At 65.9% G+C, this 23,122-nt stretch carries 16 protein-coding genes and 2 pseudogenes; 11 read left to right on the forward strand and 7 right to left on the reverse strand.

The features are described from left to right. Positions 1-537 precede the first annotated feature (537 nt). Positions 538-1,047: an FG-GAP repeat domain-containing protein gene (locus tag OG259_RS41130; RefSeq protein WP_328946936.1), complete on the forward strand. Its 510-nt coding sequence runs from the start codon at positions 538-540 to the stop codon at positions 1,045-1,047. On the opposite strand, the gene OG259_RS41135 is transcribed toward OG259_RS41130, so the two are convergent. Continuing rightward, positions 1,018-1,590: a CGNR zinc finger domain-containing protein gene (locus OG259_RS41135; protein WP_328946937.1), complete on the reverse strand. Its 573-nt coding sequence runs from the start codon at positions 1,588-1,590 to the stop codon at positions 1,018-1,020. The genes OG259_RS41130 and OG259_RS41135 overlap by 30 nt on opposite strands. A 47-nt stretch (positions 1,591-1,637) precedes the next feature. Next, positions 1,638-2,138, reverse strand: coding sequence for an SMI1/KNR4 family protein (locus OG259_RS41140; protein WP_328946938.1), 501 nt, complete (start codon positions 2,136-2,138; stop codon positions 1,638-1,640). A gap of 293 nt (positions 2,139-2,431) precedes the next feature. Between OG259_RS41140 and OG259_RS41145 the strand changes: the two genes are divergently transcribed. Next, positions 2,432-2,656 (forward strand): hypothetical protein, encoded by a 225-nt coding sequence (locus tag OG259_RS41145; RefSeq protein ID WP_328946939.1) that lies wholly within the window; start codon positions 2,432-2,434, stop codon positions 2,654-2,656. Positions 2,657-2,735: 79 nt separating this feature from the next. On the opposite strand, the gene OG259_RS41150 is transcribed toward OG259_RS41145, so the two are convergent. Then, positions 2,736-3,134, reverse strand: a complete 399-nt coding sequence (locus OG259_RS41150) for a hypothetical protein (protein ID WP_328946940.1) — start codon at positions 3,132-3,134, stop codon at positions 2,736-2,738. Positions 3,135-3,999: 865 nt separating this feature from the next. Here OG259_RS41150 and OG259_RS41155 point away from each other — a divergent pair. Both OG259_RS41155 and OG259_RS41935 read left to right on the forward strand, forming a co-directional pair. Further along, the gene (locus OG259_RS41155; RefSeq protein WP_328946941.1) at positions 4,000-4,782 is read left to right on the forward strand and encodes a hypothetical protein; all 783 of its coding nucleotides are present in this window, start codon (positions 4,000-4,002) and stop codon (positions 4,780-4,782) included. A gap of 214 nt (positions 4,783-4,996) precedes the next feature. Continuing rightward, positions 4,997-6,516 (forward strand): annotated as a pseudogene (locus OG259_RS41935) (ISL3 family transposase); the annotation flags it as partial. A 21-nt stretch (positions 6,517-6,537) separates the two neighbouring features. Here OG259_RS41935 and OG259_RS41170 read toward each other — a convergent pair. Together OG259_RS41170 and OG259_RS41175 are read right to left on the reverse strand one after the other, a co-directional pair. Further along, on the reverse strand, positions 6,538-6,861 hold the full coding sequence (locus OG259_RS41170) for a hypothetical protein (protein ID WP_328946942.1): 324 nt from the start codon (positions 6,859-6,861) through the stop codon (positions 6,538-6,540). 103 nt (positions 6,862-6,964) lie between these two features. Next, entirely contained in the window at positions 6,965-7,210 is a 246-nt protein-coding gene (locus OG259_RS41175; RefSeq protein ID WP_328946943.1) for a hypothetical protein, read from the reverse strand. 53 nt (positions 7,211-7,263) lie between these two features. Here OG259_RS41175 and OG259_RS41180 point away from each other — a divergent pair, with 53 nt between their 5' ends. From OG259_RS41180 to OG259_RS41940, 4 genes and pseudogenes are all read left to right on the forward strand, one after another. Further along, a complete protein-coding gene (locus OG259_RS41180; protein WP_328947328.1) occupies positions 7,264-7,704 on the forward strand; it encodes an NUDIX hydrolase in 441 nt (146 codons plus the stop codon). 182 nt (positions 7,705-7,886) lie between these two features. Beyond that, positions 7,887-8,033: a hypothetical protein gene (locus OG259_RS41185; RefSeq protein WP_443052104.1), complete on the forward strand. Its 147-nt coding sequence runs from the start codon at positions 7,887-7,889 to the stop codon at positions 8,031-8,033. A gap of 99 nt (positions 8,034-8,132) precedes the next feature. Continuing rightward, complete coding sequence (locus OG259_RS41190) at positions 8,133-9,008, forward strand: FG-GAP repeat domain-containing protein (RefSeq protein WP_328946944.1); 876 nt, start codon at positions 8,133-8,135, stop codon at positions 9,006-9,008. Between the two features lie 195 nt (positions 9,009-9,203). Beyond that, positions 9,204-9,384 (forward strand): annotated as a pseudogene (locus OG259_RS41940) (IS5/IS1182 family transposase); the annotation flags it as partial. Positions 9,385-9,460: 76 nt separating this feature from the next. On the opposite strand, the gene OG259_RS41200 reads toward OG259_RS41940, so the two are convergent. Both OG259_RS41200 and OG259_RS41205 read right to left on the reverse strand, forming a co-directional pair. After that, the gene (locus OG259_RS41200) at positions 9,461-10,207 is read right to left on the reverse strand and encodes a hypothetical protein (protein WP_328946945.1); all 747 of its coding nucleotides are present in this window, start codon (positions 10,205-10,207) and stop codon (positions 9,461-9,463) included. 135 nt (positions 10,208-10,342) lie between these two features. Next, a complete protein-coding gene (locus OG259_RS41205; RefSeq protein ID WP_328946946.1) occupies positions 10,343-12,493 on the reverse strand; it encodes a WD40 repeat domain-containing serine/threonine protein kinase in 2,151 nt (716 codons plus the stop codon). Positions 12,494-16,224: 3,731 nt separating this feature from the next. Here OG259_RS41205 and OG259_RS41210 point away from each other — a divergent pair. The 3 genes from OG259_RS41210 to OG259_RS41220 all read left to right on the forward strand — a co-directional run. Continuing rightward, entirely contained in the window at positions 16,225-16,788 is a 564-nt protein-coding gene (locus OG259_RS41210) for a WD40 repeat domain-containing protein (RefSeq protein WP_328946947.1), read from the forward strand. Between the two features lie 2,588 nt (positions 16,789-19,376). Further along, positions 19,377-19,610, forward strand: coding sequence for a hypothetical protein (locus OG259_RS41215; protein ID WP_328946948.1), 234 nt, complete (start codon positions 19,377-19,379; stop codon positions 19,608-19,610). Between the two features lie 3,249 nt (positions 19,611-22,859). Continuing rightward, positions 22,860-23,122 (forward strand): hypothetical protein (locus tag OG259_RS41220; RefSeq protein ID WP_328946949.1); only part of this gene is annotated, 263 nt, incomplete at its 3' end.

Consider the following 23,122-nt stretch of genomic DNA (forward strand, 5'->3'; position numbering starts at 1 on the left):
TTCGCCCTCAGCGTGGACGAGACGCTGCCCAGCTCGGGAGCGAACGGATTCGTGACGGCCGCTATGACCCCCGAAGGCGATATGAGGTTCCAGTGGCGCCGTTCTGCGGACGGGGCCGTGACACCTCTGTCCTGGCTGCCTGACGAGAGCGGCGGCCCCCTGGCTGACGCCGCCAGCGACCGCGTGGCGGTGTGGACGGACAGCACTGTTTACCGGATCCTGGACATGGCGGGCGGCGCGCCCGTCGACATCGACACCAGCTCCGTCGGCCCAAGCGCGCGCCGCTGGAAGCTCGCGGGGGGGGGGGGGGGGGGGGGGGGGGGGGGGGGGGCACGCTCGTGATGGTGCGGTACGACGGGTCACGGCACGAAAGCCTGCACCTCGTCTCCAAGCCCGCAGGCATGGCCGTCCACCGCCAGGTGTCAGGACTTCCCGCCGACGCGGCCATAGCGAAGATTGAGTACTCCACGGCCGGCGCCCTCGCCGTGCAGTACCGGAGCACGGTCGACGACCCGAGCCCGGGTCGGCGGCTGGGGTGTGTACGACAAGCTGGCGGCGGGATCCGACCTGACCAATGAAGGGCGCCCCGACCTCCTCGCCCGTGACCGCTCCGGCGTGTTGTGGCTCTGCAAGAGCACCGGCGACGGGACCAAGCCGTTCGCCCCACGCGTCCGGATCGGGGGCGGGTGGAACACCTGCACCACTCACCTCATCGCGCCCGGAAACCTGGGCGGCGCGACAGCTGGCGACCTCCTGGCCCTCGACAAGGCTGGCGTCCTGTGGCTCTACTTCGGCAAAGGCAACGGCACCTTCGCACCCCGCACGCGGGTCGGCGGCGGATGGACCTACCAGCAAATCGTCAACATCGGCGACATCGACCGGGACGGCCGCGCCGACCTTCTCGCAGAGTACGGCCCCGCCGATGGATACGTCCGCCTCAGCGTCTACAAGGGCACTGGCGACTGGAAAGCCCCCTTCCACTTTTTCATGGGCAGTGAATGGCTGCGCCACGGACAGTCACGTTCGCCCTGTCTTCCGTGCAGTTGACGGCCGGATGTCACCCTGGCGCCGCTCGCGGTGACGCGCTACGGCGTCGTTGTTGGCGCAGCGCACGGAGCAGTAGGCGCGTCGGCCGTTGCGGGAGGTGTCGACGAATGCCAGCCCACAGTCGTGGCGCGTGCAGCGCCCCAGCCGTTCGGCGCTGGCGGAGCACACGACGTAGGCGAGTCCGGCTGCTGTGACGGCTCGGATATGCGCGGCTGCGTCAGCGCCAGTGGCGCTGTAGTGCAGGTGGGGTCGGCCGTCGTGCAGGGAGATGCGGGGACTGCTGGAGGCTTCGGCGAGAAGTGTGTTGACTGCCTGGCACCGCTCTGCGAGGTCCTGTCGCCCGAAACAGCAAGCCAGGCGCCGGCTCCATGTCCAGATCGTCTCGGCCTGCGCGGCGGTGAGCGTGCGGTGCACCACGCCGTGCGTGGCGAGTAGTGGTTCCAAGTACTCGGGGGGTGGTGGCGCGGTCAGGTTGACCAGGTCCGCGGCCAGCCGGGCGGCTTCCCCGCCGTAATGGTTGAGGGTCTCCTTCGACGAATCCATCGCCTTTCCCGTCACCCGAAGTGACAAGCAGCTGACCCTGGGACTGCCTACCAGTGCAACGTGACACTGCCGTCGGCGTTGATCTCCTCGCGCACCGTCTCGACGTAATGCTTCCACGCAGGTATCTCTGCTTCGGCAGTCGTACGGAGCCAGTCGGTGAAGGACGCGTAACTGCGGACGGGAACGTCTGCGTGCTCGCCTTCGGAGTATGACCAGACCTCGGGATCAGGTCCGGTGCCTCGCATGAACTCGAACTGATAGCCCTGGTGCATGAAGAAGACGCGGTCGGTGGGCTCGAAGAGCAAGGGCGATTCGTTCTCTTCGAGGAGCTCGCGGGCAGCCGTCCCCAGGCCCAGGACGCGGGGGTGGTAGACGTCCTCCCCCTGCATGAAACGCCCGGCGCCACCGCCGATCAGGGAAAGGAACTCTCGGTAGGCATCTGCCATCGGAGCCTGTTGATCACACTCGACAGCCAGGACGACCTCGGCAGGCAGGCCCTGAAGCTGCTCGGACCGGGCTGTGGTGCCGTCGGTGATCGCGTCGACCACAGCCCGGACCCGCTGCTTCGGCGTCAGCAGGCCAGGCTCATTTGATGACGCTGGCCACTGCTCTGTCGACAATGGAACCGCTGGGTTCTCGTCTCGGCGTCGCTTCCACCACATCTGGCACCCCCACCCTCGCCGTGATCGAGAGCTTACGTGTGCTCCGATCCGGCCCCGATTCCGAGCACTGCACTGGCGCGGTCGCCACCCTCGGCTTGACGGCTTAACTGCATGAGGGTGTCTTTCCCACGCGATCGCCGAGGGAAGAGGCCACGGGCTGGCTGGCCGGGCCGCCAGGGGTGGGCAGTGCGCCGGTCGCCGTGCACCGGCCGTCGCAGTCCGGCGGCCGCCGGGTCACCCTGCACCGGCACGACCAGGACGAGATCCTGGGCCTGGCGCACTCCGACCACGACCTGGTCGTCTTCCTGGAAGCAGGTGGAGTGACCGACCCGGACAGGGTGCTGGACGATCCGCGCTGGGTGGAGTGGCGCGGGGGCCGGCCCCATCAGTGGAGCGCCGAGTGAGCGAAAGCCCCGCAGAGCCGCGGAGAGGGCCGAGGGGCCTGGCCGGGCGGGCAGGGCCCTCGAGCGCGCTTGCCGTCGATCACCCTTTGAGGTTGCCCTTGCCGTAGGAGGGGACGTCCGCGACGGCCTCGGGCGCCGGGATGACGTCGACAGCCACTAGAGTGCGCTGGCCGTCCTCGTCCACGTCGCCTGCTCCTTGTTGCCAGCGGAACTCCGTCGCGTGCACGATCTCGACTTCGGTCAGGAACAGTGGCTCTACTTGGGTCTTTCGGTCGCCCTCACGGAACATCGCGTCGACGAGGACCCAGGCGAGCAGCGGATAGACCTTAGGTTCTTCGTACGTCTCCGTCCCGCCCTTGAGCTGCGATACCTGGGTGCCAACGAACCATCCCTCAGGCGCGGGAATGAGGGAAAGGACCTTTCCGCCGTAGCGTTCTCCGTTCAAGTGGTCCACTACTGGGTCGCGGTCTTCAAGCATCCGATCTCCCGAGCTCGATTGGCATGAGGCTGTGAAATGACCGTACGACCAAGGAGCTCTGCCGGTCTGGGAGTTCGAGCAGGTCTCACGACATACACGAGCCGGCGGCGTTGACTGCAGAGAAGCTCGCCGGAACGTCGCTCCCTGAGCCTGTGGTGAGTAGCGTCAGCGGCACCACCACAGCCTCGCCCGCTTACCGCCACGCTCACCACTGGGCCTTACCAAGGACTGCCCCGCACTGCTCTGACCTACGGGGCAGTATTTGGGGCAGCGCGTGGGTCACTCCCGCGGAGCAAGGGGAACGATGGCGGAACCTGAGGTACACCAGAACCATGAAGGCCCAAGAAGCGTTCTGCGTGCGATGCGGCGGCGCAGACACCCGAGTTACCCGCCTCGACCAGACCAGCGCGGAAGGCACCTGCTTCCGCTGCGACAAGCCCTTCTGACTTTGTTGTCGAGAGCCAGAAGCGTTTGTTGGTCAGCACCGAGAACGGCCCTTCGTCGGGAGTAGGCGTGTTGCCGAGTTCTGAAAGCGCGTTGGTGCTTGCGTCCGGCCATCACCTGTGCATGAGGGTCCTTCCGGGCATGACAAGGCGGTCAGGCGTCTGGGCCGGTTGGTATTCGGTCTCGGGCTGACACGGCGAGCGGGTTCCGCACCGCCGGCTCCGGGACTCCGCGACACACACCACAAGGGCCCGGACTGCTGTCTTCCGTGCCGACCAGTGCCTACGATCGACGACGCAGAGCGGTCCTGGGGGAGGGAGACGCGATGTCAGGGTCGGGGCCATGGCGCCACTCCGAGGCAGTCCCGCCACCTCCGCATGTCGGCTGGCGGCCGGCACCGCTGCCGTTCCCGGCTCCGGGTGTGATCCTGCTTGATGCCTTCCGGGTCCTGGGCAGAGCTTGGTTCCCCCTGCTGGTGGCCCTGTTGCTGTGCGAGTTGGCGGTTTTCGCGGCAGTCATTGCCACCGCTCTCAGCATCTGGGGCTTCCTGGGCGCTCCCGACCTGTTTGCACCCGCCTCTGGTCCGGTCCGTTTGACAGACCAGCTCCTGATCTTCTTGCTTCCCTGCGCCCTGGGGATCTGGCTGGTCCAGGGCACGGTGGGCTCGCTGGCGGCCACTTTGGCCCACTTGGACGCGAGGGGAAGGCGGGTCACCGTGTGGGGGCTCCTGAGGGCAAGCGCGCCCCGGGTACCGGGCACGGTGGGCTGCTATGCGCTGACCTGCCTTCTGTGCCCCGTGCTGGTCAGTCCTTTCGCGCCGCTGCTGGTCTGGCCGTGGGTGCTGTACTCGCTCGCCCCGTCGATCATGGCCCACGACCGAGTCGGCATGTTTCAGGCCCTGAGCCGCGCAAAGGACCTGGTCAAAGGGGCGTGGCGGCCTGTGATTTCAACGATGGCGCTCGCGGCACTGGTCACATTCGGCATGGACCTGGCAGTGGGCTACCTGCCTGTCGCTTCGATGGTGAACGGGACCAGAGGCGACGAAGGAGCAACGGCCGTCACCTTGCTCCTCGGCGTCATGATCGGGGCCATCAGCGTCTTCATCTGGGTCCTGATGCTCCAGTTTGCCTTCATGCACCTGGTCGGCGACCGGATCTGCGCAGCCTTACGGGATCGCCGCGCCACCCTGGCCCAAAGCCTGTGACACGAGACCTTCCCCCATCGCGGTAGCTGGACAGGCCAGTTCCGAGGTGCCCGGCCGAAGCGACCCCTCGCCTCGACAGGCGCTACTGGTTTTCACCAACATGGCATACCGAATTGATCACCGAGCGTTCTCGGAAGTCGCTGACAAGCGTTCTCGATATCGGGGCAACGTGCGGCCGCAGCTGGAAGAGCTGCTGTTCGGGTCGGTGGAGAACATGTCGGTGGAGTCGGTCCACGTGACTGACGCTGTCGTCAGAGTGGAGGCCCGGTCCACGGCCAGGCGGTCGGCCTGTCCGGACTGCGGGTGCTGGTCGAGTCGAATACACGGCTCTTACCTGCGGTTTCCCCGCGATCTACCCACGTCGGGCAAGCTCGTCGTCATGTCGTTGCGGGTGCACCGGTTCGTCTGCGCGGAGGGCTCCTGCCCGCGCAAGACGTTTGCCGAGCAGGTGCCCGGCCTCACCCGTCGATCCGCTCGCCGGACGGCACGGCTGCGATCGACGCTCGTCTCGGTCGGTCTCGCGCTCGCGGGACGGGCCGGCGCCCGGATGTCGGACGCCTTCGGAGTCCGAGTCAGCCGAAACACCCTGCTGAGGTTGATCGCCTCGCTGCCCGATCCGCCCACCGCCGCTCCCCGCGTGCTCGGCGTCGACGAATACGCTCAGCGCAAGGGCCGGATCTACGGAACCGTACTCGTCGACGTCGAGACACGCCGGCCGGTGGACCTCCTGCCGGACCGGGAGGCGGGCACCCTCGCGGCCTGGCTGTCCGAATGGCCCGGGATCGAGATCATCTGCCGGGACCGGGCCCTCTTCTACGCCGAGGGCGCCACCCGCGGCGCCCCTCAAGCCCTCCGGGTCGCCGACCGATGGCACCTCTGGCACAACCTCGGCGAAGCCGCCGAGAAGTGCGTCTACCGGCACCGCGCCTGCCTCCGGCCTGCACCTGAGTCACCGGAGGAGCCAACCCAGGCGCTGGAGTCGCCCGCGGCCTCGCCGTGGCCAACGGGCCACCGGTTCGCCGAACGCACCCGCGCCAAGCACGCCACCGTCCACGCCCAGCTGACCGCCGGCCATAGCAAGCGGTCCATCGCCCGGCAGCTCGGCATGGGCCTCAACACCGTCCTCCGCTTCTCCCGCGCCACCGAGCCGGAGCAACTGTTCACCGGAAAGTGGCAAAGCCGCCCCACCAAGCTCGACGCCTACAAGCCCTACGTCGACCAGCGATGGCAGGAAGGCTGCACCAACGCCTGGAAACTGTGGGAGGAGATCAAGGCACAGGGCTCCCCGGACGGCTACGGCAACGTCCGCGCCTACGTCAGCCGGAACCTACGCGCCAAGCCCCAGCCGGTCGGCCCCCGGCCGCCAACCGCCCGCACCGTCACCCGCTGGATTCTCACCCACCCCGACGCCCTGGTCGAGAGCGACCGGCTCCAGCTCAAGGCCGTGCTGGCCAACTGCCCCGAACTGGACGCACTCGCCGAGCATGTGCGCTCCTTCGCGCACATGCTCACCCAGCTGCAAGGCCACCAACTGTCGAAGCGGCAGCCGCCGCCGACCTGCCCGGCCTCCAGCGATTCGCCCGGCATCTGGAGCGCGACCTCGACGCCGTCACTGCCAGACTCTCGCAGCCGTGGAATTCCGGGGTCGTCGAAGGCCATGTCAACCGGATCAAGATGCTGAAGCGCCAGATGTTCGGCCGCGCCGGCTTCGAACTCCTCCGCAAGCGGGTCCTGCTCTACTCCTGCGCTTGCCGTTCAGCCTTCGGCGTCCGGCGAAGGTGGTTCGTTCTCGGCGGCGAGGGTGACTTGGGCGGTCCATGACCAAGGCTCCTGGGGCGGATCCCAGCTCACCTCGACGTCGGTGTCGTGGAAGTCGCGCGCAAGTTCCGTCACCATCACCGCCGCAGCGGCCCGCGCGTCTTGCGGGTCGGTGTTGATCGGCACGTCCAGCCGCCCGCAGAGATTTCCGCTTTCGGTGAGGACGCTGGTGCGCCACCCCTCCAGCGTCGCAAACAGGAAGATCCCCTTCGGAACGCCCCAGGCGGGCCGCTTCTTCTTCTCCTTGCTGCGTCTCACCATGCCGCCTATCCAACATCGTCGAGTTCATGGTGATGAGTCTGGGTGGAGGATCAACCGCCGCGGCACGGTTTGGTGCCTGCCTTGCACGGCAAGCTGAAATCCTTCAGGACAGATCGTCGATGAGCCCGAAGCCCTCCGGGAACTCCTCCAGGAACTTACGGCGAGCGGGGTTGGTCTCGGCAGCTGCCATCTCCCCGAGCAGGGCGATCAGCTCCTGCTGCTGATCACTCGACAGCATGCTGACCACGTGCGCGACGCCCTCCATCACCTTGACCGCGTCGTCCTGATCCATCTGCTCGTCTTCGCTGCCGTCGATGAACCACAGGACATCGACCAAAGCCTCGGCCAAGGCACGAGTCAGGGACGGGCGCGCTCATCTTCAACGGCGACGAGATCGCCCTCATCAAACGGGTCAAGAGCGGCACCGAGCAGTACACCGTGCCCGGCGGCAACGTCGATCCAGGCGAACCCATTCCGACCGCCCTCGCCCGCGAGCTGAGGGAAGAGCTCAACCTCGACGTCGACCAGGCCGACGCCGCCCCCCCCCGCTTCACATGGCTGCTCGACGCCATGGTCAGCCGCCCCGGAAGCACACCGCCCCGCAAACTCCACCTGGTCTTCCGCCTGAGCATCAGCGACCACGTCCGCCAGGCCTTGAGCCCGACAGAACACGACGACACCGCCGGCGCCGGTGAACTGGTCTGGATCCGCTGGCAGGAGGCCAAGGACAAGGCCCTCTTCCCGCCCGTGCCCGTCGCGGACCTCACCACTCCAGCAGCCGGCCTCGACGCTGGCGCCGCTCTCCTGCCCGGGCTCAACGACTCCAACTACCACTGGATCTGATCCGGACCGGGGCGCAGCGACGTGGCACGTGTACGACAGGGCGCAGCGACGGCCAGGGCGCGCGGTATCGGCCGACGGATGCATCGGGCGCGGCGGAGACCCGGATCGGGGCGGGCCGGGCTCCAGGATCGACGCCTCTGCAGCCTTCGCTTCTTATGGCGTGATCATTCGTTGAGCCGTGCATGACGGATCTCATCGAGCGGCTGGTGCCGGACGGGTTGTGGGTGTTGTTCCGGCGGGTGGTGCCGCCGACGGTGGTGGTACGTCCGCAGGGTGGTGGCCGGCGTCGGGCGGGTGACCGGCCCGGCCGGATCGTGCTGATGATCTGACGGTCGGGACGAGAAAAGGTGCGCGGTTTCGGACAACCCTGGGGGGCTTTCGCAGGTAGGAAGGGTGAGAACGAAACAGACGCAGGGGGGAACCCGATCATGTTCGAACGACGCAGGCCCGGGCTGAAGGCGGCGCTCGTCGCCACCGCCGTCGCGGCGGCGACGGCCACCGGGGCGGGCTCCGCCGTCGCCGCGCAGGCCGCCGACCCGGTGGTGGCGCCCGCCTTCCACCTGTACGGCGTCCACAAGCAGACCCACGAGCTGTGGGAGTGGTACCCCCGAGGACCGCTCCTCTTCACCGATGGGCCCGACATCTCCGGGCCCGAGTCGGGCGATCAATCGGACCTCGCCGACCTCATCACCGTCGACAACGCCAACCACGGCAGGATGGGCGACGGCTGGTGGACCCTCTACAAGAACGGCCGGCTGGACTTCACCGGCTATGTCGACGACCAGTGGCATGGGCCGAAGAACGTCGGCCGGGGCTGGGACATCTACCGCACGGTCCTCTCGCCCGGCACCCTCGGCGGAGCCAAGGAGGCCGACCTGATCGGCCTCGACAGAGCCGGCGTGCTGCGGAGCTACCTGGGCTACCCGGACGGCCGCCTCACCACCCGCATGCGGGTCGGCGGCGGCTGGGGCCAGTACACCGAGCTGGCCGGCCAGGGCGATCTGACCGGTGACGGCAGGGCCGACATCACCGCCCGCGACAAGGCCGGCGTCCTCTGGCTCTACAAGGGCACGGGCGACTACAAGGCGCCGTTCGCGGGCCGTACGAGGATCGGCGGCGGGTGGAACGTCTACGACCGGCTGCTGTCCCTCGGCGACAGCGACGCCGACGGCAAGGTGGACCTGCTGGCCCGGAAGACGACGGGCGAGCTGCTCCGGTACTCGGGCACGGGTAACGCGGCGCGGCCGTTCACGGCGCCGGTGCAGATCAAGGATAGCCACATGAAGGAGTACAACCTCCTCTAGACGTAAGGCACTTCGTCCCAGGCGGCCCCGTTCCCGGCATTTCGGGTCCGGGGTCGCCCCCTGTCGGGGCCCGCCGTCTGTCACAAGTCCTGGTCTCTGGTGTGACCTCACCGAGGACGAGGAGGACACCTCTCCTTGGTCGACCGGCCCGCTGATCGGCGAGGCCAGTGGTCCGCTGATCTACTTCCCCATCGCCTGCGCAAGCGCGGACTCCGGGCGGTCATCCCCGTTCCGGCCGATCAACGCGGCCACCGGCTGCGGCGCGGCAGCCGAGGCGGCAGACCATCCGCCTTCGACCGTGAGGCATACAAGCAGTGCAACACCGTCGAACGCTGTATCAACCGCTTGAAACAGTGGCGGGGCATCGCCACCCGCTACAAGCAGACCGCAGCCATCTACCTGGCCGGACTCTACGTCGCCAGCATCTTTCTTTGGTCTGCCAGGCCATCGACTCAGGAGCAGGAGCGAACCGCATCGTCCCAGGCACCAGGGCTGCGGTAGTTGTTCTTGTGCCCTGCGGCAAGTACGTGGCGCAGTTCGGCAAGGTGCTGGGTGCTCGTGGGGAGATCCAGCCGGCTGAGGAAGGTCAGTGCGGCAGCCGGCTCCAGGTCGCCGTAGACGTCGTGGAAGCTCGCCAGCAGGCCGCGGAAGACGGCCGGGTGCAGGGCAGGAAGCCGCATGGCGGTGCGGTACGTCAGCTCCTTCACCGTCCAGCTCACCGGTCCCGAACACTCCAGAACCCGACGGGCTCGGCGGAGCAGGGCCTCCGATCGCTCGGCCACCACCCGGTCGATGTCGTTACCGAGAACCTCGGCGAAGGCCGTCGCGTACGTGGCGTGGTCCTCAAACCAGTCCACCCACAGCGAGTAGGTGACGGCCTCGGCGTCCAGGTCCGCCTCCAGCCGCTGACGGTAGCCGTCCCACAGCACTTCGGCCGGCAGGGGACCCTCCGCACTCGCATTCGCGAACCGGATCTCGCACGTGACCCAGTACTCGTCGAGGAGGTCCAGCAGCCCGAACGCCAACCGCACCTGGTCGGCTGCATCCAGGTCTTCGGCGAACACATCACCGGCCCAGGAGTGCGCCACCTGGTTGGCGGTGAGCAACGCGTCCGGCTTCTCGTCGCTCACCCACCCGTCGCGCACCTGGCTGACGCCCTGATCAGCCAGCCAACGCCGCGCTGCCTCCTCGGCTTGCATCTCCACTCGGGAAGTATGACCGGGCCATCGCCGGCCTCGTCTCCGACCGCAACACCACCGCCTTGCCACGACCTCGATCAGGCAAACACGTCTCCACCGCTATCACGCCCCAGCTCGTAAGCCGACGTCCGTGATTCATGCGACGTTCCAGACGCTCAGTCGGTCGAGGAAGGATGCTGCCAGCATCGTGCCGTCCGGGCTGTACGCCACGCTGGACGCCATGTTCCTCTCGGCTACGGGGGGAGGCACCTCGTGGAGTTCCCGCGTGGCGACGTCCCAGATTTTCAACCCCTTTCCGGTGGCACCGGCGAGGGTCTTGCCGTCGCGGCTGAACGCGACCTGAGAGATGAACCAGTCGAAGTTGCTGCTCCCGCCGTTGAAGGAGAGGGCGCCGATCCTGGACCGGAAGTCCGTGTTCCACAGCAGCACCCTCTCATCGGCGGTGGCGCTCGCCAGCATCGTGCCGTCCGGGCTGTAGGCGAGGCCCTCGAATTTGTCGTCCGTGGTGATGGAGTTCGTGATCTTGCGGTTGGAGACATCCCAGAAGCGGATGATCCCAGCCTCGTTGCAGGCCGCCAGCGTTCCGCCGTCCGCGGTGAACACCAGGCCGGTGTGCGCCTTGCCTTGGTTGTTCGTGCGGGCGACGGGGTCGATGAGGGTGGTGATCCGGGTGTGGTCGGCGGCGTCCCACAGGGTGATGGTGCCCTTGGCGTTGGCGCAGGCAAGGATTGAGCCGTCGGGGGCGAACGCCAGGCGCTGCACGGTGAGCGGGTCGTACGCGGTGTCCGTCAGACGGGCGATCGGCTTGCCCGAGGCGACGTCCCACAGGGTGGTGGCTCTGTCCTCGGCCGCGGCGAGCACGGTGCCGTCCGCGCTGAACGCCACATCCTGGATCCCCTCATACGTCACCTTCCTGCGATCGTTGAAGGTCGCGGTCCGCTTCAGGCCGATGCTGTCCCACAGCGTGACGGCACCGTCGCCCGCACCGACGGCGATGACCGAATTGTCCGGGGCGAACACCAGGCACTGCACGGCGCCGGCATGCTTGAGCGAGACCCGGGGACCATAGAGGGTGCCTGGGCGTCGTGTGGGGGACGGGCGACTCTTGCTCCCGGCCGGTTTCGTACCCGGCGTCGCGGAGCTGCCCTTGTCCTCCGTGGCGCCTCGGCCGTCGAACAGCTTCCACCCGACAGGTACGGCGGCGGCAGCCGCGATCCCCGCGCCGATCAGCAGTGTTCGGCGACTCGGGCGGGAGCTCGATGCGCCGGCGGGCGGCGGCTGGTCGGGGCCATCGGCCGGAGACCGCGGTTCTGCCGGCGGGAGGGACGGCCCCACGGAAGTACGGACGATGGTCGTCGCGTCGGCTGCGGCGACCAGCGTATCCCCGGCCGACATGCCCAGATACCGCGCCACCTCAGCTTGCTGAGCGTCGATCAGCGCGTGCACCGCGGGCGGCCAGGGGCACCCGGAACCGACTTCGCCGCTCCTGATGGACGCCAGAACTTCCGCCGCCGCGGGACGCGCATCCGGGTGCTTGGCGAGGCACGGAGCGATGATGTCCCGCAGCCTGCTCGGGAGAGCACCGAGGTCGGGCTCCTTGTGCACGACGTTGTACAGCGTCTGCGGCGTGGAGTTACCTGCGAACGGGCTCGTACCGGTGTAGGCCAGCAACAGCATCGTGCCGAACGAGAACATGTCGCTGGCCGGCGTGATCCGCCTGCCCTCCGCCTGCTCGGGCGACATGAACCCCGGCGAGCCGACCAACCAGCCAGTGTGCGTGATCTCGCTGCCGCCGTCACTGTCGGTGGCCCGCGCGATGCCGAAGTCGATGACCCGGCACCCGTCCGCGGTCAGCAGGACATTGGACGGCTTCAGGTCGCGGTGGATCAACCGCGCACCATGGACGTCGACCAGGGCTGCCAGAAGCCCCGCGGCCAACTGCAGCACCGCCTGAAGAGGCAGCGCTCCCGAGGCATCCAGGACCTCGCTCAGCGACGGCCCCGGCACGAACACGGACGCCAGCCAGGGGAGTTCCGCATCCGCATCGGCATCGATCACCGCCGCGGTGTGTAAGCCGGACACCCGTCGGGAAGCCTCGACCTCGCGGCGGAACCGCGCCCGGAAGCCCTCGTCCTCCACCAACTGCGCGCGCACCACCTTGACCGCGACGACCTGCCCATCGCGGGTGCCGCCCAGCAACACCCGCCCCATCCCGCCCCGGCCGAGCTCGGCCACCACCCGGTACGGACCGACCTCCGGTCCATCCGACGCCTCCAGCGGCTTCACTGGCCCTCCCCGGTCAGAAAACGCTTCCACGCGACGTCCGTGCCGCGTAGATCGCTGCTTACATCCTTCCCCACCACCACCCTGTGGAACGGATCATCCGTACAACCACACCGGTTGTGAACCAGGTCTGTAGGCCGTGTCTCTTCACACCTGGTGTTCGTCTCCGGGGCGGTCCGTGCGTGTAGCAGGGGTCTGACCTGTGGGTTTCTGGTTGCGGGCGTGCCTGCGCAGGTTGGTTGAGTACACCGCAAGTTGATGGGTGACGTGTGGGTTGCAGTGGAGTGCGTCAGCTGTCTGCACCGGGTGTGAGAGGTGTTTGTGCTGGTCGGGGGGCGTGGTCGGGGGCGTGGGGTGTCGTTTTGCTGGTGAAGGTTGTTGTCGTTTGCCAGTGAGGTTTTGTTGTCGTGTGTGTAGGCGTGTGAGGGGGTAGGTGGCCTGGTGTTCAGGCGACCGGTTGCGGTTGGTTGGGGTTGCTACTGCGGCGGGAGTTCAGGGAAGGACGCGATCTCGGCTTTGAGAGTCCGCCATGCTGCTCGTTGCCGTTGTTGTGTTTCGTTCCGGTCGGCGATGGCTTTCAGGGTGGCGATCCGCTGGTCGATTCGGTAGGCGCGGAACGGGTCGGACGGCCTGAGCTGGTCGAGGCGGCGGGTTGCTGGGTACTGCTACTCGGTGGCTCTTCTTCAGTGGTTTGGTGTATTGGCTGCAGTTGGGCGTCGACCCCTGTGACCTGCAGCTTTGTTGGCGAGAGGGCCGGGTGACTGAAGCCTTGGTGACGATCCTGAGCTGGAGGTTGGCGCCGAAGCACAAGTGAACCTCGCGCCGAGTAGCAGGCATAGGGACCCTCGCCAGTCTCTATCCGGCTACCCTTTTGAAGCAGCCTGGGTTTCTCGCAGCTCCCTCACTTCCACCCCTGCTGTAAGCCGCGCTCAGGGCCGGTGGCGGAGCGCGGGTTCCGCAGTGGCTGCCCTCTCCTGTGACTGCGGGCTTCCACAGGACCAACACCCCGGTCTACGCTGGTAGTTGTCTGCTTTCTCCGACGGGGGGAGGGACGTCCCGCCCCGAAAGGGACGGGCCGCCCCTCGAACAAAGGAGGACAGACATGAGTGATGACCGGAAGTCATCTCGCCGGAGTCGACTGGCTGCGGAGATGGCGAAGCGACTTGCTGTGGCACTGAGCGCTCGCGCTTTGTGGTCAGTGATCGTGGAGCTGATGCGCGGCGAGAGCTGATCCCGGAGAAGGCGGGTCCTGTACCCCCGCGCAGGCTCCGCCTTCTCATACCGGCCGGAACGACGATCCGCACACAGCCGACCACCCTAGGCACCCTCCCCGTAGCCGGCTACCCGCGCCAGCGGGCTGGTCCTGGAGGCGAAGCCGGAAGGAGCAGGGCGGGGGAGCGAAGCGGACCCGCCCAACGGGCCAAAGGCCCGGACCCCGTGAAACGGGGTCACCCAGGCTCGCGAAGCGAGCCGTTCGGGTGGAGCGAAGCGAAACCCGAACCCGTCCGGAGCGAAGCGAAGGACCCCGGCCCGAAGGGCCGGCCCTGGCTCGGCGAAGCCGAGCCCCGCCGAGCGCAGCGAGGCGGTTCGCTGGCACATTGCGCAGCAATGTGGTCCCGCCCTAAACACGCCCCCTCTTTGAGGCTCGCGCAGCGAGCCCTCCCCACCCGCAACCCGGACCGCCGCGTCCGGGGTTGCATGGCTTCTGCGCGGGCGCGCAGAGGGGTGTGTTTGTTAGCACGTGTGTGGCCGGGCGCACCTCGCGCTCGGCCCGGCTCACGCCAGCTCCCAGCAGCTCGCGGAGGCTGAGGCCGTTTCGTCCCCAGCCCCGGTCGCGCCCTGTCTCCACCGCCTCAAACCGGCCCACGAGCGCCGGGTGGCCGGGAGCCTAGGGAGTCTGAGGCAGGATCACCCGCTTGACCAGGAGGCGGAGCCTGCAGTGAGCCGAGATCGCGCCGCACTCCAGCTCCCGGGTACCCCGGGCACCACAAGCGCGACGCTAGGCCTGCTGCAGCTGAAATGCGCAGTGGCGCCCGGCGCCATCACTCACTATCTGTACTCTTGCTGGGAGCGATCCGCCCGTCTCCACCCCCATCGGAAGCGGAGCAGGCGCCTCGCGCTGTGGGCCTCTGAAGCCACTCCGCCGACGGCATGGCCGGACGGCGGGGTCACCAACAACACTCGGCAATGCATGTACCATCGCCGACCCCGGGGATCAAACCTTATCGCCCTCTGGCCGCTTGCGGGTGACGCCCAACTACATCTCCCCGCAGGCCGAGCCGCCGGTGGCAACGGCGACCCGCCTCGATCGCCAGATCGACCAACCGAATCACCGAACGACACGGCTGCAACTCAAACATTGCCAACCCCAACCAACGACCGATTGTTTTATAACCACCCTGCGCACCACGTTTAAAAACCTCGCTATTCACCGACGAAAACGACACCGCCGCCCCCATTCCGGCACAAACACCGGGCAACCCCGACCTCAACACATCACCACCGCGACCCTTCGGCAACACCGCTTTGCTGGAATCAGATTTTGCCGGGACCTCCGGGGTTTCGACACCGAATTGAAGCTGATGCGATCCTACAGTGATGAGGAGACAAGCAACGTCTGACGACAAAACGGGGGGCTAGTTTTCTTCGAAGGGCCGCTCCAGCTTCTGAAACGTGGGATGGTTGGAGTTTCATGTAGGTGGTCGTGGAAACTCGGCAAATGGAAGTGAAGCGCTGTCTACCACCGTGGTACGGATAGTATTAGCAATTCCGGGTCAGTACTCGCATTCAGGCGCGGCTCCACCGCGGTTCCCGACCGGGTGACCGGCTTGCAACGTCGTTGCCTGAATAGGATTACAGGAGCCACCATTTTGGCCGACAATCCGTATTCATTGCCGAGATAGCTGAGCTCCTGAATGCGGGAAGCACTACCTCTTCAGGCAGGCCGCGCAGTTAACCACGGGGCGGCACCCTGATCATCCATATTGGGGGCCCCGGTCCACCTCGACTGGCTATCCACATCACCAACGTGGAGTGCTTGGTCATCGACACTTCGGCATCGCGCAGACCAGTGACATCGCCGTCCACCTGGCGGTCCCCTCGCCCAGCGCAGGCGGAGGCCAGTGCAGGGCCAGCGACTGCTGGTTCGGCGCGCAGCGTCTTCTTCGGCTCGTTCGCGACGAACGGCACCGTGGTGCAGGCTCTCCAGGCGAGCTGCGGACGCATCGCTCGCTGGTCTCCCGGGTGCAGCTCGGCGCGGCGTGCATGAACGTGGACGAGACCTTTTCGGCCGCCGCGGTGCCTTGTCGGCGCTCAACCCAACTGGTGGCAACCATCTATCGCCAGCTCTGGTCGCCGCGGCCGGCGCGGCGACCATCGTCCGCACTACGGGGCCGTCCGCCACCCGGCCGGTCTCCAGCCGATGGCCCCGACCAGCGCACCGCCACCCGGCCCTCCTTCCCGCCCCGAGTCGCCGAGTACCACGGCGCAGGCCGCCACGTCGAGGCTTCGGCCGAGCACGGACAGGGCCGCGACGCCGAGCCGTGCCGGGGCGTCGCGGTCCTACACGACGCCCAGGCTTTTCTATGATCCCCACATCTCGCTCCATTGTGCGCGACGCCATTAACGTGGTCGCCCCGGACAATTCGATTAAATAGCCGTCGACGTGCGGCATTGTGCGCGAGACATCGGTGGACCGACTCAACGATCCTCGGAAAAATTGACATGAGATCCAGATGACCGTTCAGCACTTGGTTGGTACCGTGCTCGCCGCGGCCGAGACGAGCACCACCGGGACCTCGGGAACACCATTATCGTGCGCCTTCGCCCCGGCAATCGCCTGCGCCACCGAAACCTCTACAATGAAGTTGCCGACCACACCCACCACCCTCGTCGACCCACCCAGTAACCAAGGCAAGGCGCACACCGGCCTGGTGTTCACCGCGGACGGCGGAACGCTGGCGGCCTGCAACGAGGCTGGGATCATCCGCTTCTGGGATGTCTCCAACCGCAAGATCACGAACTCCATCACCACGGACGACAAATTCGAGGGCCTCGCCTACAGCCCGGACGGCACGATGCTGGCGAGCGCCACCGCCGATGAGAGGGTGCTGCTGTGGAACACGGACTTCCGGTCCAGGATCGACGCCCTCTCCCTCAACGACGCAGCTGTGGCCTCCTCGGGCGCGTTCAACTGTCTCGCCGGCCTCCTGAAAGGGGTTGAAAACGGGACGTCGTCTCCCGCCATGGGCAGTGCTCCCCGTAGCCGAGGTTATGGCGTCCAGCATCGGGCACGGTAACATCACAATCAGCATCCTGGACTCATAGCCCAGTCCGCAGCACAGCCTGACAGCAGTGAGACCCCGTGTTTTGACAATCCGGGACCAAATTAACAGAACAGTGTCTTGATCAAACAACCCAATCCTGAGTCTTAAACCCAGTAACACAACTGATCAGACGTCAGCAGGAACACGCTAGCGTGGTGAACGACGGCATTACTCACACCGATAACACAGGAAACGGCAATCGCCAGACTAGTTGGCACTTTCAAGTGCGACAACTCGGAAAGACCTCCTCATTCAAGTCTACATCTCGTCAATCTCTACATGCCGGAAAAATATGAATCAACCCCGACAAGCGCTCGGAGCCGTCACACCACTCCCGCTTCGGGGGCGGAACCCCGGCCGAGACCACGCCGACGACACTCGCGAGATCGACCGGGTGAGCAACCGACGATCGAAACCCCCCCCCCCCACCAATTCGGGACCCGGTCGGGGCGGTTTTGACGAAGGCTTGTTTTTGTACCACACCTGCCGGACGATCTCAAACTCCTGACCTTGTGAGCTTCCACCCGCGTCTCGGCGTCCTGGAGGACTGCCATGAGCCTGCGCCACCGCGCCCGGCTGGATCACCTTGCCGGAGCACATTGCCAGGCGCAGGCTGGCCCTGCCGGCCTCGTGCAACCTGGGTTCTGACATGGAACAGGCTCCTTCACCGGTCAAGGTGAGCACCACGAGCATTTTAAGAGCTGCTGACGACTGCATCCAGCCAAACCAGATGACTTACCATTCTGCGAATGACCCGCCATTTCAAGCCGGTGTCCCATTTGGCAATCTCACAGCCTGCAGTCAGAGCTGTGATTGCACCTCACTACACCTGCAGGTCAACCGAGACGGGATGACAAAAAAAAAAAAAAAAAAAAAAACGGAAGTGGGTCGACGGACCTGTCGCCGATCCCGCTTGAACCCTCATCCAAGGAGATTTGTCCTCGTCCTCCCGTGAAGATCCTGGACAGACGGAGCAGGCGGTGACCCCCGGGCCCAGCTCTGCCCGCGGAGACACAGACCGCCCTTGCCCTCTGGGAGGAGGTTGGCGCCCGCCACTCATGGCCTCCTGCCACCGGCGCCGTGAACGGCCGCCGCAGACCACCCGTGCCCCGAGTACGGGCAGCTCGCCCGTCAGCCAGCTGGGCTCCACTGCCCCCCACGTCCGGCGTCCTCCTCGAGGGGCAGCAACCCGGTCCACCCGCCTCTCCCGTATCCTCATTCCCACGGCCACGAACGCGCATCGCCCATGCCCCGCTGAAAACCCGGGACACCGACATGCGGGCCTGATGATCCGGCCCCTGCCGTCACCGGTCACTTCAGCCGGCCAGCTCCGGTGTGGCCCCCGGCTGCCTCGACCCCCACCGGCGTAGCGAGTGAACTGACCTTCCACAACACTCGGCTCTGTCCGAAGACCGAATTCCGGGCCTCCCGCCTTCCGCCAGCCTTGGCGGGACCGTACATTATCAACAACCGACACTGATCGCCGGTAGTCAACATGGGAATCGGCGTCACCTCTACCGTGGTGTCGACGATGATGAAGGTCGACATGATCACCCGGCTCGGGCGGGATGTTACATCGATGAGCGATCAGTACCACTCCCACATCGTCATGAACACCACCCTTGTGACGGCGCCGGCTGCGGCGGCGAATTCCCCCGGTAAGTCTGCCACGACGCTTGGCGGCACCCGGGCTTCATCATTCAACATGTCGAGGTTCCCCCCTGCGTACATTTCATTCTCACCCTTAGCGTCAAGCCGCTTTTCACGGCGGAAATGTCAACACCGGCCACCTACAAGACATCCCCACCACCGTCGGCCACCGTTAGCCTGCAATATCCTTCCAACCCCGCCGTCATGCGGCGCCAACGAATGATCACGCCACTTAAGCACGAAGCAGAAGGCGTCGGAATCTGGGCCCGCCCCGATCAGGTCCGCCGCCCTTCTCCGTCGGCCACCGCGCCCTGGCCGGCCCTCGCCCCGTGTCATGCCCTCGCCTTGTCCGAAGATCGAATGGCCAGTTGAGTCGTTGAACTTGGAAGGCGGCGCCAGCGTCGAAGGCGGCTTTTTCGCTTAGTGAGGTCCACGACCCAGCCCGTGACTCACCGAGATTTGAACCGGACCACCCGCCGTCCGGGCACCAGGCACGGCGGGCCGCCAATTCGGGCATGAAAGACCAGTGAGTTTGCAGCATTCTTCCGGGAGACGACGGTGACGTGAGCCGAAACGGGGGGACCCCAGCCCGTCCGAAACTCTAACCATAAACAAAGTCGAGATGAGTTCGCCTAGTCCGACGTTGCCACCACAGCCAGCCTACTCGGTGTATCACCGGCCGACACAGTGAACTCAAAATTGACGCACCGTCTGACTTTCGACCTTTGACCGAAAGACCCCCGGTCGATGTCATAATGTGGAACGGCAGCAGGCAGGCAGGTGGATCAGAGTTTGACAAACCGATGAACGTCTGTCTTATGCTGTCAGTGATCAGCCGAGGATAAGCCTAGCTCGAGGTGGCGGCAAACCAACCCCGCTCGCCGTTCTGGAGGGGTTCCCGGGCTCATCCGGTGACCGAAGACTTTGCATCAGACGACACCAAACCCGATGCCACCCAGCAATTGATCCTCCACCATGAACTCGACAGTGAGCCGGCTCGCATGATTAGTTGGGAGAAGCCGGCCTGGGGAGCAGGGGATCTTCCTGTTCTGGAAGGGGTGGCCTCAAGCTGTCACCGAAAACGGAGAATGGACGACGAACATCAACACCGCCCCGCCAAGCGCACCTTCGCAGCGGCGATGTGACGGAAGCACCGCGCGACACCACGACACCGACATCGAACAACGGATCCCAATCAGACCGCCGTCACCTCGCACGAACGGCCGCCGGACCGAGCTGAACGCTGCTTGCAGAGTAAACCCACTGCGGGGCCGAAGCGGCGCAGCATCTGGCGTACATCTTGATCGGTGCAATGGCCTCGACGACTGCGCATCCGGAAGTCTGTCAGGTCATGCCGGGCAGTCGCGCAGGCCAGGTCGGCGTACTCGATTGACCTGACGCTACGGCTGGTGGTATTGGCGCGGTACATGCTCGGTGCGTCAATTCGAGACGGTGGTAGCGCAGCGGCCGGGTCATCTCACCTCACCCGAAGTCGAGATGGTGGAAGAACGGCGATTGACGATGCCGGAAGGTTAACCGGGGGCCGACCGGCTGGGGTGGCGCGGCGGCTGACCAGGCGCGGACGTTGGCACCGTCAGGAGACCCTGTGCGTCTCCTCCCACGGTTTCCAGGCGTTGTGCAACGCTTCCCGTCGCTGGTCACGTACGTCGAGCTGATGAGCTTCCGGTGAACGCGCCCGTCGGCGGCAGGCCCTGTTGGACGCGGCCAGCCTGCGATGAACCCGCACATGGCCACGTCTGTGCACAGGCTCGGCGCCCGTGGCCACAGCGAACCTGGTGTCCAGCACCTGGTCCCCGGCTCCTGGCTGAGCAGCCGAGAAGGCGGCCGTTGCCTTCTCGGCGGCTTCGCCGACCAGAGGTACCGATCGGCATTGGGCTGAGGGCGCCGCGGGTGGCCGCCCTCGGCCCGGTCCCGGCAGATGATCTCATCCCCAGCCGACCTCGGACAGCCGAGCGCCTCCCCGGTTTCGGCGAGTCCGCCGGCCGGCCTCTCGACACGGTGGATCCGGCCCCTTGAACTTCGCGCCCGCGCGGGGTGGCGGAACTCGGTAACCCCTCAGCACGGGGCTGTTTCGGTGACCTGGACCGAAGATCCGGCGGCCGTCCCGCGGCGCCGAACATCACCGATGCCGGCGGCGCAGGTCGACGAACCGGGTACTGCTCGTAGGCGTCTAGCGCGGGCGAGCCGGTGCGCCACCGCAGGCGACAGTACCAGCCCGACGAGGTAGATCACGAAGCCGATTAGAGCCGAATGTCGGTCGACTCCGCCCCAGTCCGGACGGAGCCGACCGCGGCGCCATGGACCTTGACGACGGCGTCCGGTATCACGTTCGACATGTCCACCGACTTGGCAGCGCTCTTCCCTTGCGGCCACGTATCGAGAACGCTTGTCGAAGGCGACTCCGAGCGCTCGACGATCAATTCCGATGCCATGACGGTGCTTCCGAACCGAAGTCTCGGCACCTCGGGATTCTTCCTTCCATTACCGCGATGAAGGTCTCATCTGTGGCGACGTCCATGGGCAAGGTCCATGTGGGGCATGGCGAGCATCCGTGGGCGCTGATGACTGATCCGCCGGGGCGGTACTCGTCATGACCCGTTCACCAACGTACGGCGTGGCCACTGCTGTCCATGCTGTGACCATGCCCTCAATCTGAACACACCCAGGCCAGGTCCTTTGCTGCAACTCAAGAGACCAATGCATCGATCTCGGAGGCCCATGATCGTGAGACTGTGGCCACAGCACCACGATGTAGCAACACGGCACGAAGACCTGACAGGCGGACACAAACAGGTCAGCATAGCACTTGCTAGGAAACCCACTGTTGAACCCACTCCTGCGACAGAAGTGAATTCAAGGCGCCAGCACGAAGCCCTGTGCCTCGTTATCCAGGGCAGGAAGCAAAATCAGGTGATGCAATCAAGCAATGCTCAGAAGACATTTTAGCTGGGCGAGACGGTGGCTCATGCCTGTAATACGCTTGGCTGAGGCAGGAGAATTTCAAACCCAGGACCGGAGGCATCAGCGGAGATCACACCCGAAGACCCACGGCTGGCGGCGAAGTACGATTTCCAGGTAACCAGCCGACACGACATCCCCCGGGACCGAAATGCCGATCGTGAACTGATAAAAAAAAAAACCGGTCGAGACGTTGTAGTGATGCGCCGGTGCCGAACCCCGCCATGTCATCCCGTGATACCAACCGGCGGGCTGTTGCACATGCTTGGAGGACATGCACGAATTGGCCGAATATCCTCATCTCTCGACGACACCGACCGAAGGAACCGTTCTCGCCGACTTCCAATGAGCATGCCAACCTATCGACAGTCAGAGAAGCTGATGAGCTGAGCCGCCTTCCGCCCACGGTCGCAGTTGCTCAGTGGTACGCGCCACTCTTCGCTCCTCAAAGTGGACACCTCATGTGCAATTATTCAGGCCTCGTTTGCTCCGAGATGACACCCACGCTGCCCTGCCCACCCAGGTCAGGCGTCTGGTGGGAGCAGTGATGACATTGTTAGCTGAGACGGGGCTCAGTGGTGCCATGAGCACCCACTCCTCGAAGGCCTCCGGGAAGCATTCCGGCGGCTTCCCCACGTCCCCGGCACCGCCGGCCGGGCCGCCATGTGAGGACCTATCGAACTCCCCGGCAGGCTGATCCGCCGGTGTTCTGGCCTACCATGCCAATCAGCTCCGGGAGATCCGGATAGCTGTGACCGAGCAGACCCCGCGAACGGGCTGGAGGTCCTTCCCTCATTCCGCCTCGTCGTTGGCACCCCGAAGTCACAGGGCGGTGAAGGCACGAGAACCCCAAGATCCGCTGCTGCGGTCCTCATCGGCTGATGTTCTGAGGCGACAGCGAAGCCGAAACTGTTCCCTGACCGAAAGTCCGAATCGATACACGGCATCCCTCTGGCGGCCGGCGGCGGGCGGGCAACCAGCTCTGTGGCTGACGTCATCCCCGTAGTCGCGACGTCCCCTCCCGAGCAGAATTTAATAAAAAGGTGACGGCAAGCGCTCGAGCCCTGCCCGCCCGCTCGGCCTCTCGCGGCTCTGGAGCTCGCTCGGCGCCCTGAGCTTACCACTCCGGCGCCGTCGTCCGGCGCCTGATCCGAATCCGGTCCTCCGCAAACGGGAAGACGACAGGTCGTCTGTCGGAGTTGCCAGGCCAAGGATCCTCGTCCTGTCGTGCTGTGCAGGTGACCGGGGCCGCCGGACGGCGAGCCGGCCCGGCGACGACACGCCCCCACCCTAACGGCCAGCCGGCCACGGCTTCTTCCATACCCTCATGCAGTTAAGCCGTCAGGGGGTGTCGACCTCCTCAGAGGCCACGACAACCATCGAGACCCCAGACCTCGGGCCTCCACACTTCGAAAATGACAGAGCGGCACTTGCCGTCCAACATTCCATTGATCCGGCCGAGCTGTGGCATCTCAAATGAGCCCTGGCCCCTGCCCGACACCAGGCTGCAGGTCAGGCTGTGGTCGACGTCCTCGGCTGGCCCGGTCGAGCAACTCAGGGCACGCACGAACGGCAATCGAGCAGGCGATCAACAGGCTCAGATGCCTACCAGCCACCACGGTCGACGTGGCCTCGAAGCGTTTCATGCGGTCACCCCGTCGATGGGGATAATCGAAAA

It is taken from the genome of Streptomyces sp. NBC_00250 (genome assembly GCF_036192275.1).
In the GTDB taxonomy this organism is placed as follows: Bacteria; Actinomycetota; Actinomycetes; order Streptomycetales; family Streptomycetaceae; genus Streptomyces.

What these genes read in the sequence shown, in the direction of transcription:
- OG259_RS41190 (WP_328946944.1), top strand. Translation starts at nt 8,133, where the DNA reads ATGTTCGAACGACGCAGGCCCGGGCTGAAGGCGGCGCTCGTCGCCACC.
- OG259_RS41210 (WP_328946947.1), top strand. Translation starts at nt 16,225, where the DNA reads ATGACCGTTCAGCACTTGGTTGGTACCGTGCTCGCCGCGGCCGAGACG.
- OG259_RS41135 (WP_328946937.1), bottom strand. Translation starts at nt 1,590, where the DNA reads ATGGATTCGTCGAAGGAGACCCTCAACCATTACGGCGGGGAAGCCGCC.
- OG259_RS41200 (WP_328946945.1), bottom strand. Translation starts at nt 10,207, where the DNA reads ATGCAAGCCGAGGAGGCAGCGCGGCGTTGGCTGGCTGATCAGGGCGTC.
- OG259_RS41150 (WP_328946940.1), bottom strand. Translation starts at nt 3,134, where the DNA reads ATGCTTGAAGACCGCGACCCAGTAGTGGACCACTTGAACGGAGAACGC.
- OG259_RS41185 (WP_443052104.1), top strand. Translation starts at nt 7,887, where the DNA reads ATGACGGATCTCATCGAGCGGCTGGTGCCGGACGGGTTGTGGGTGTTG.
- OG259_RS41170 (WP_328946942.1), bottom strand. Translation starts at nt 6,861, where the DNA reads ATGGTGAGACGCAGCAAGGAGAAGAAGAAGCGGCCCGCCTGGGGCGTT.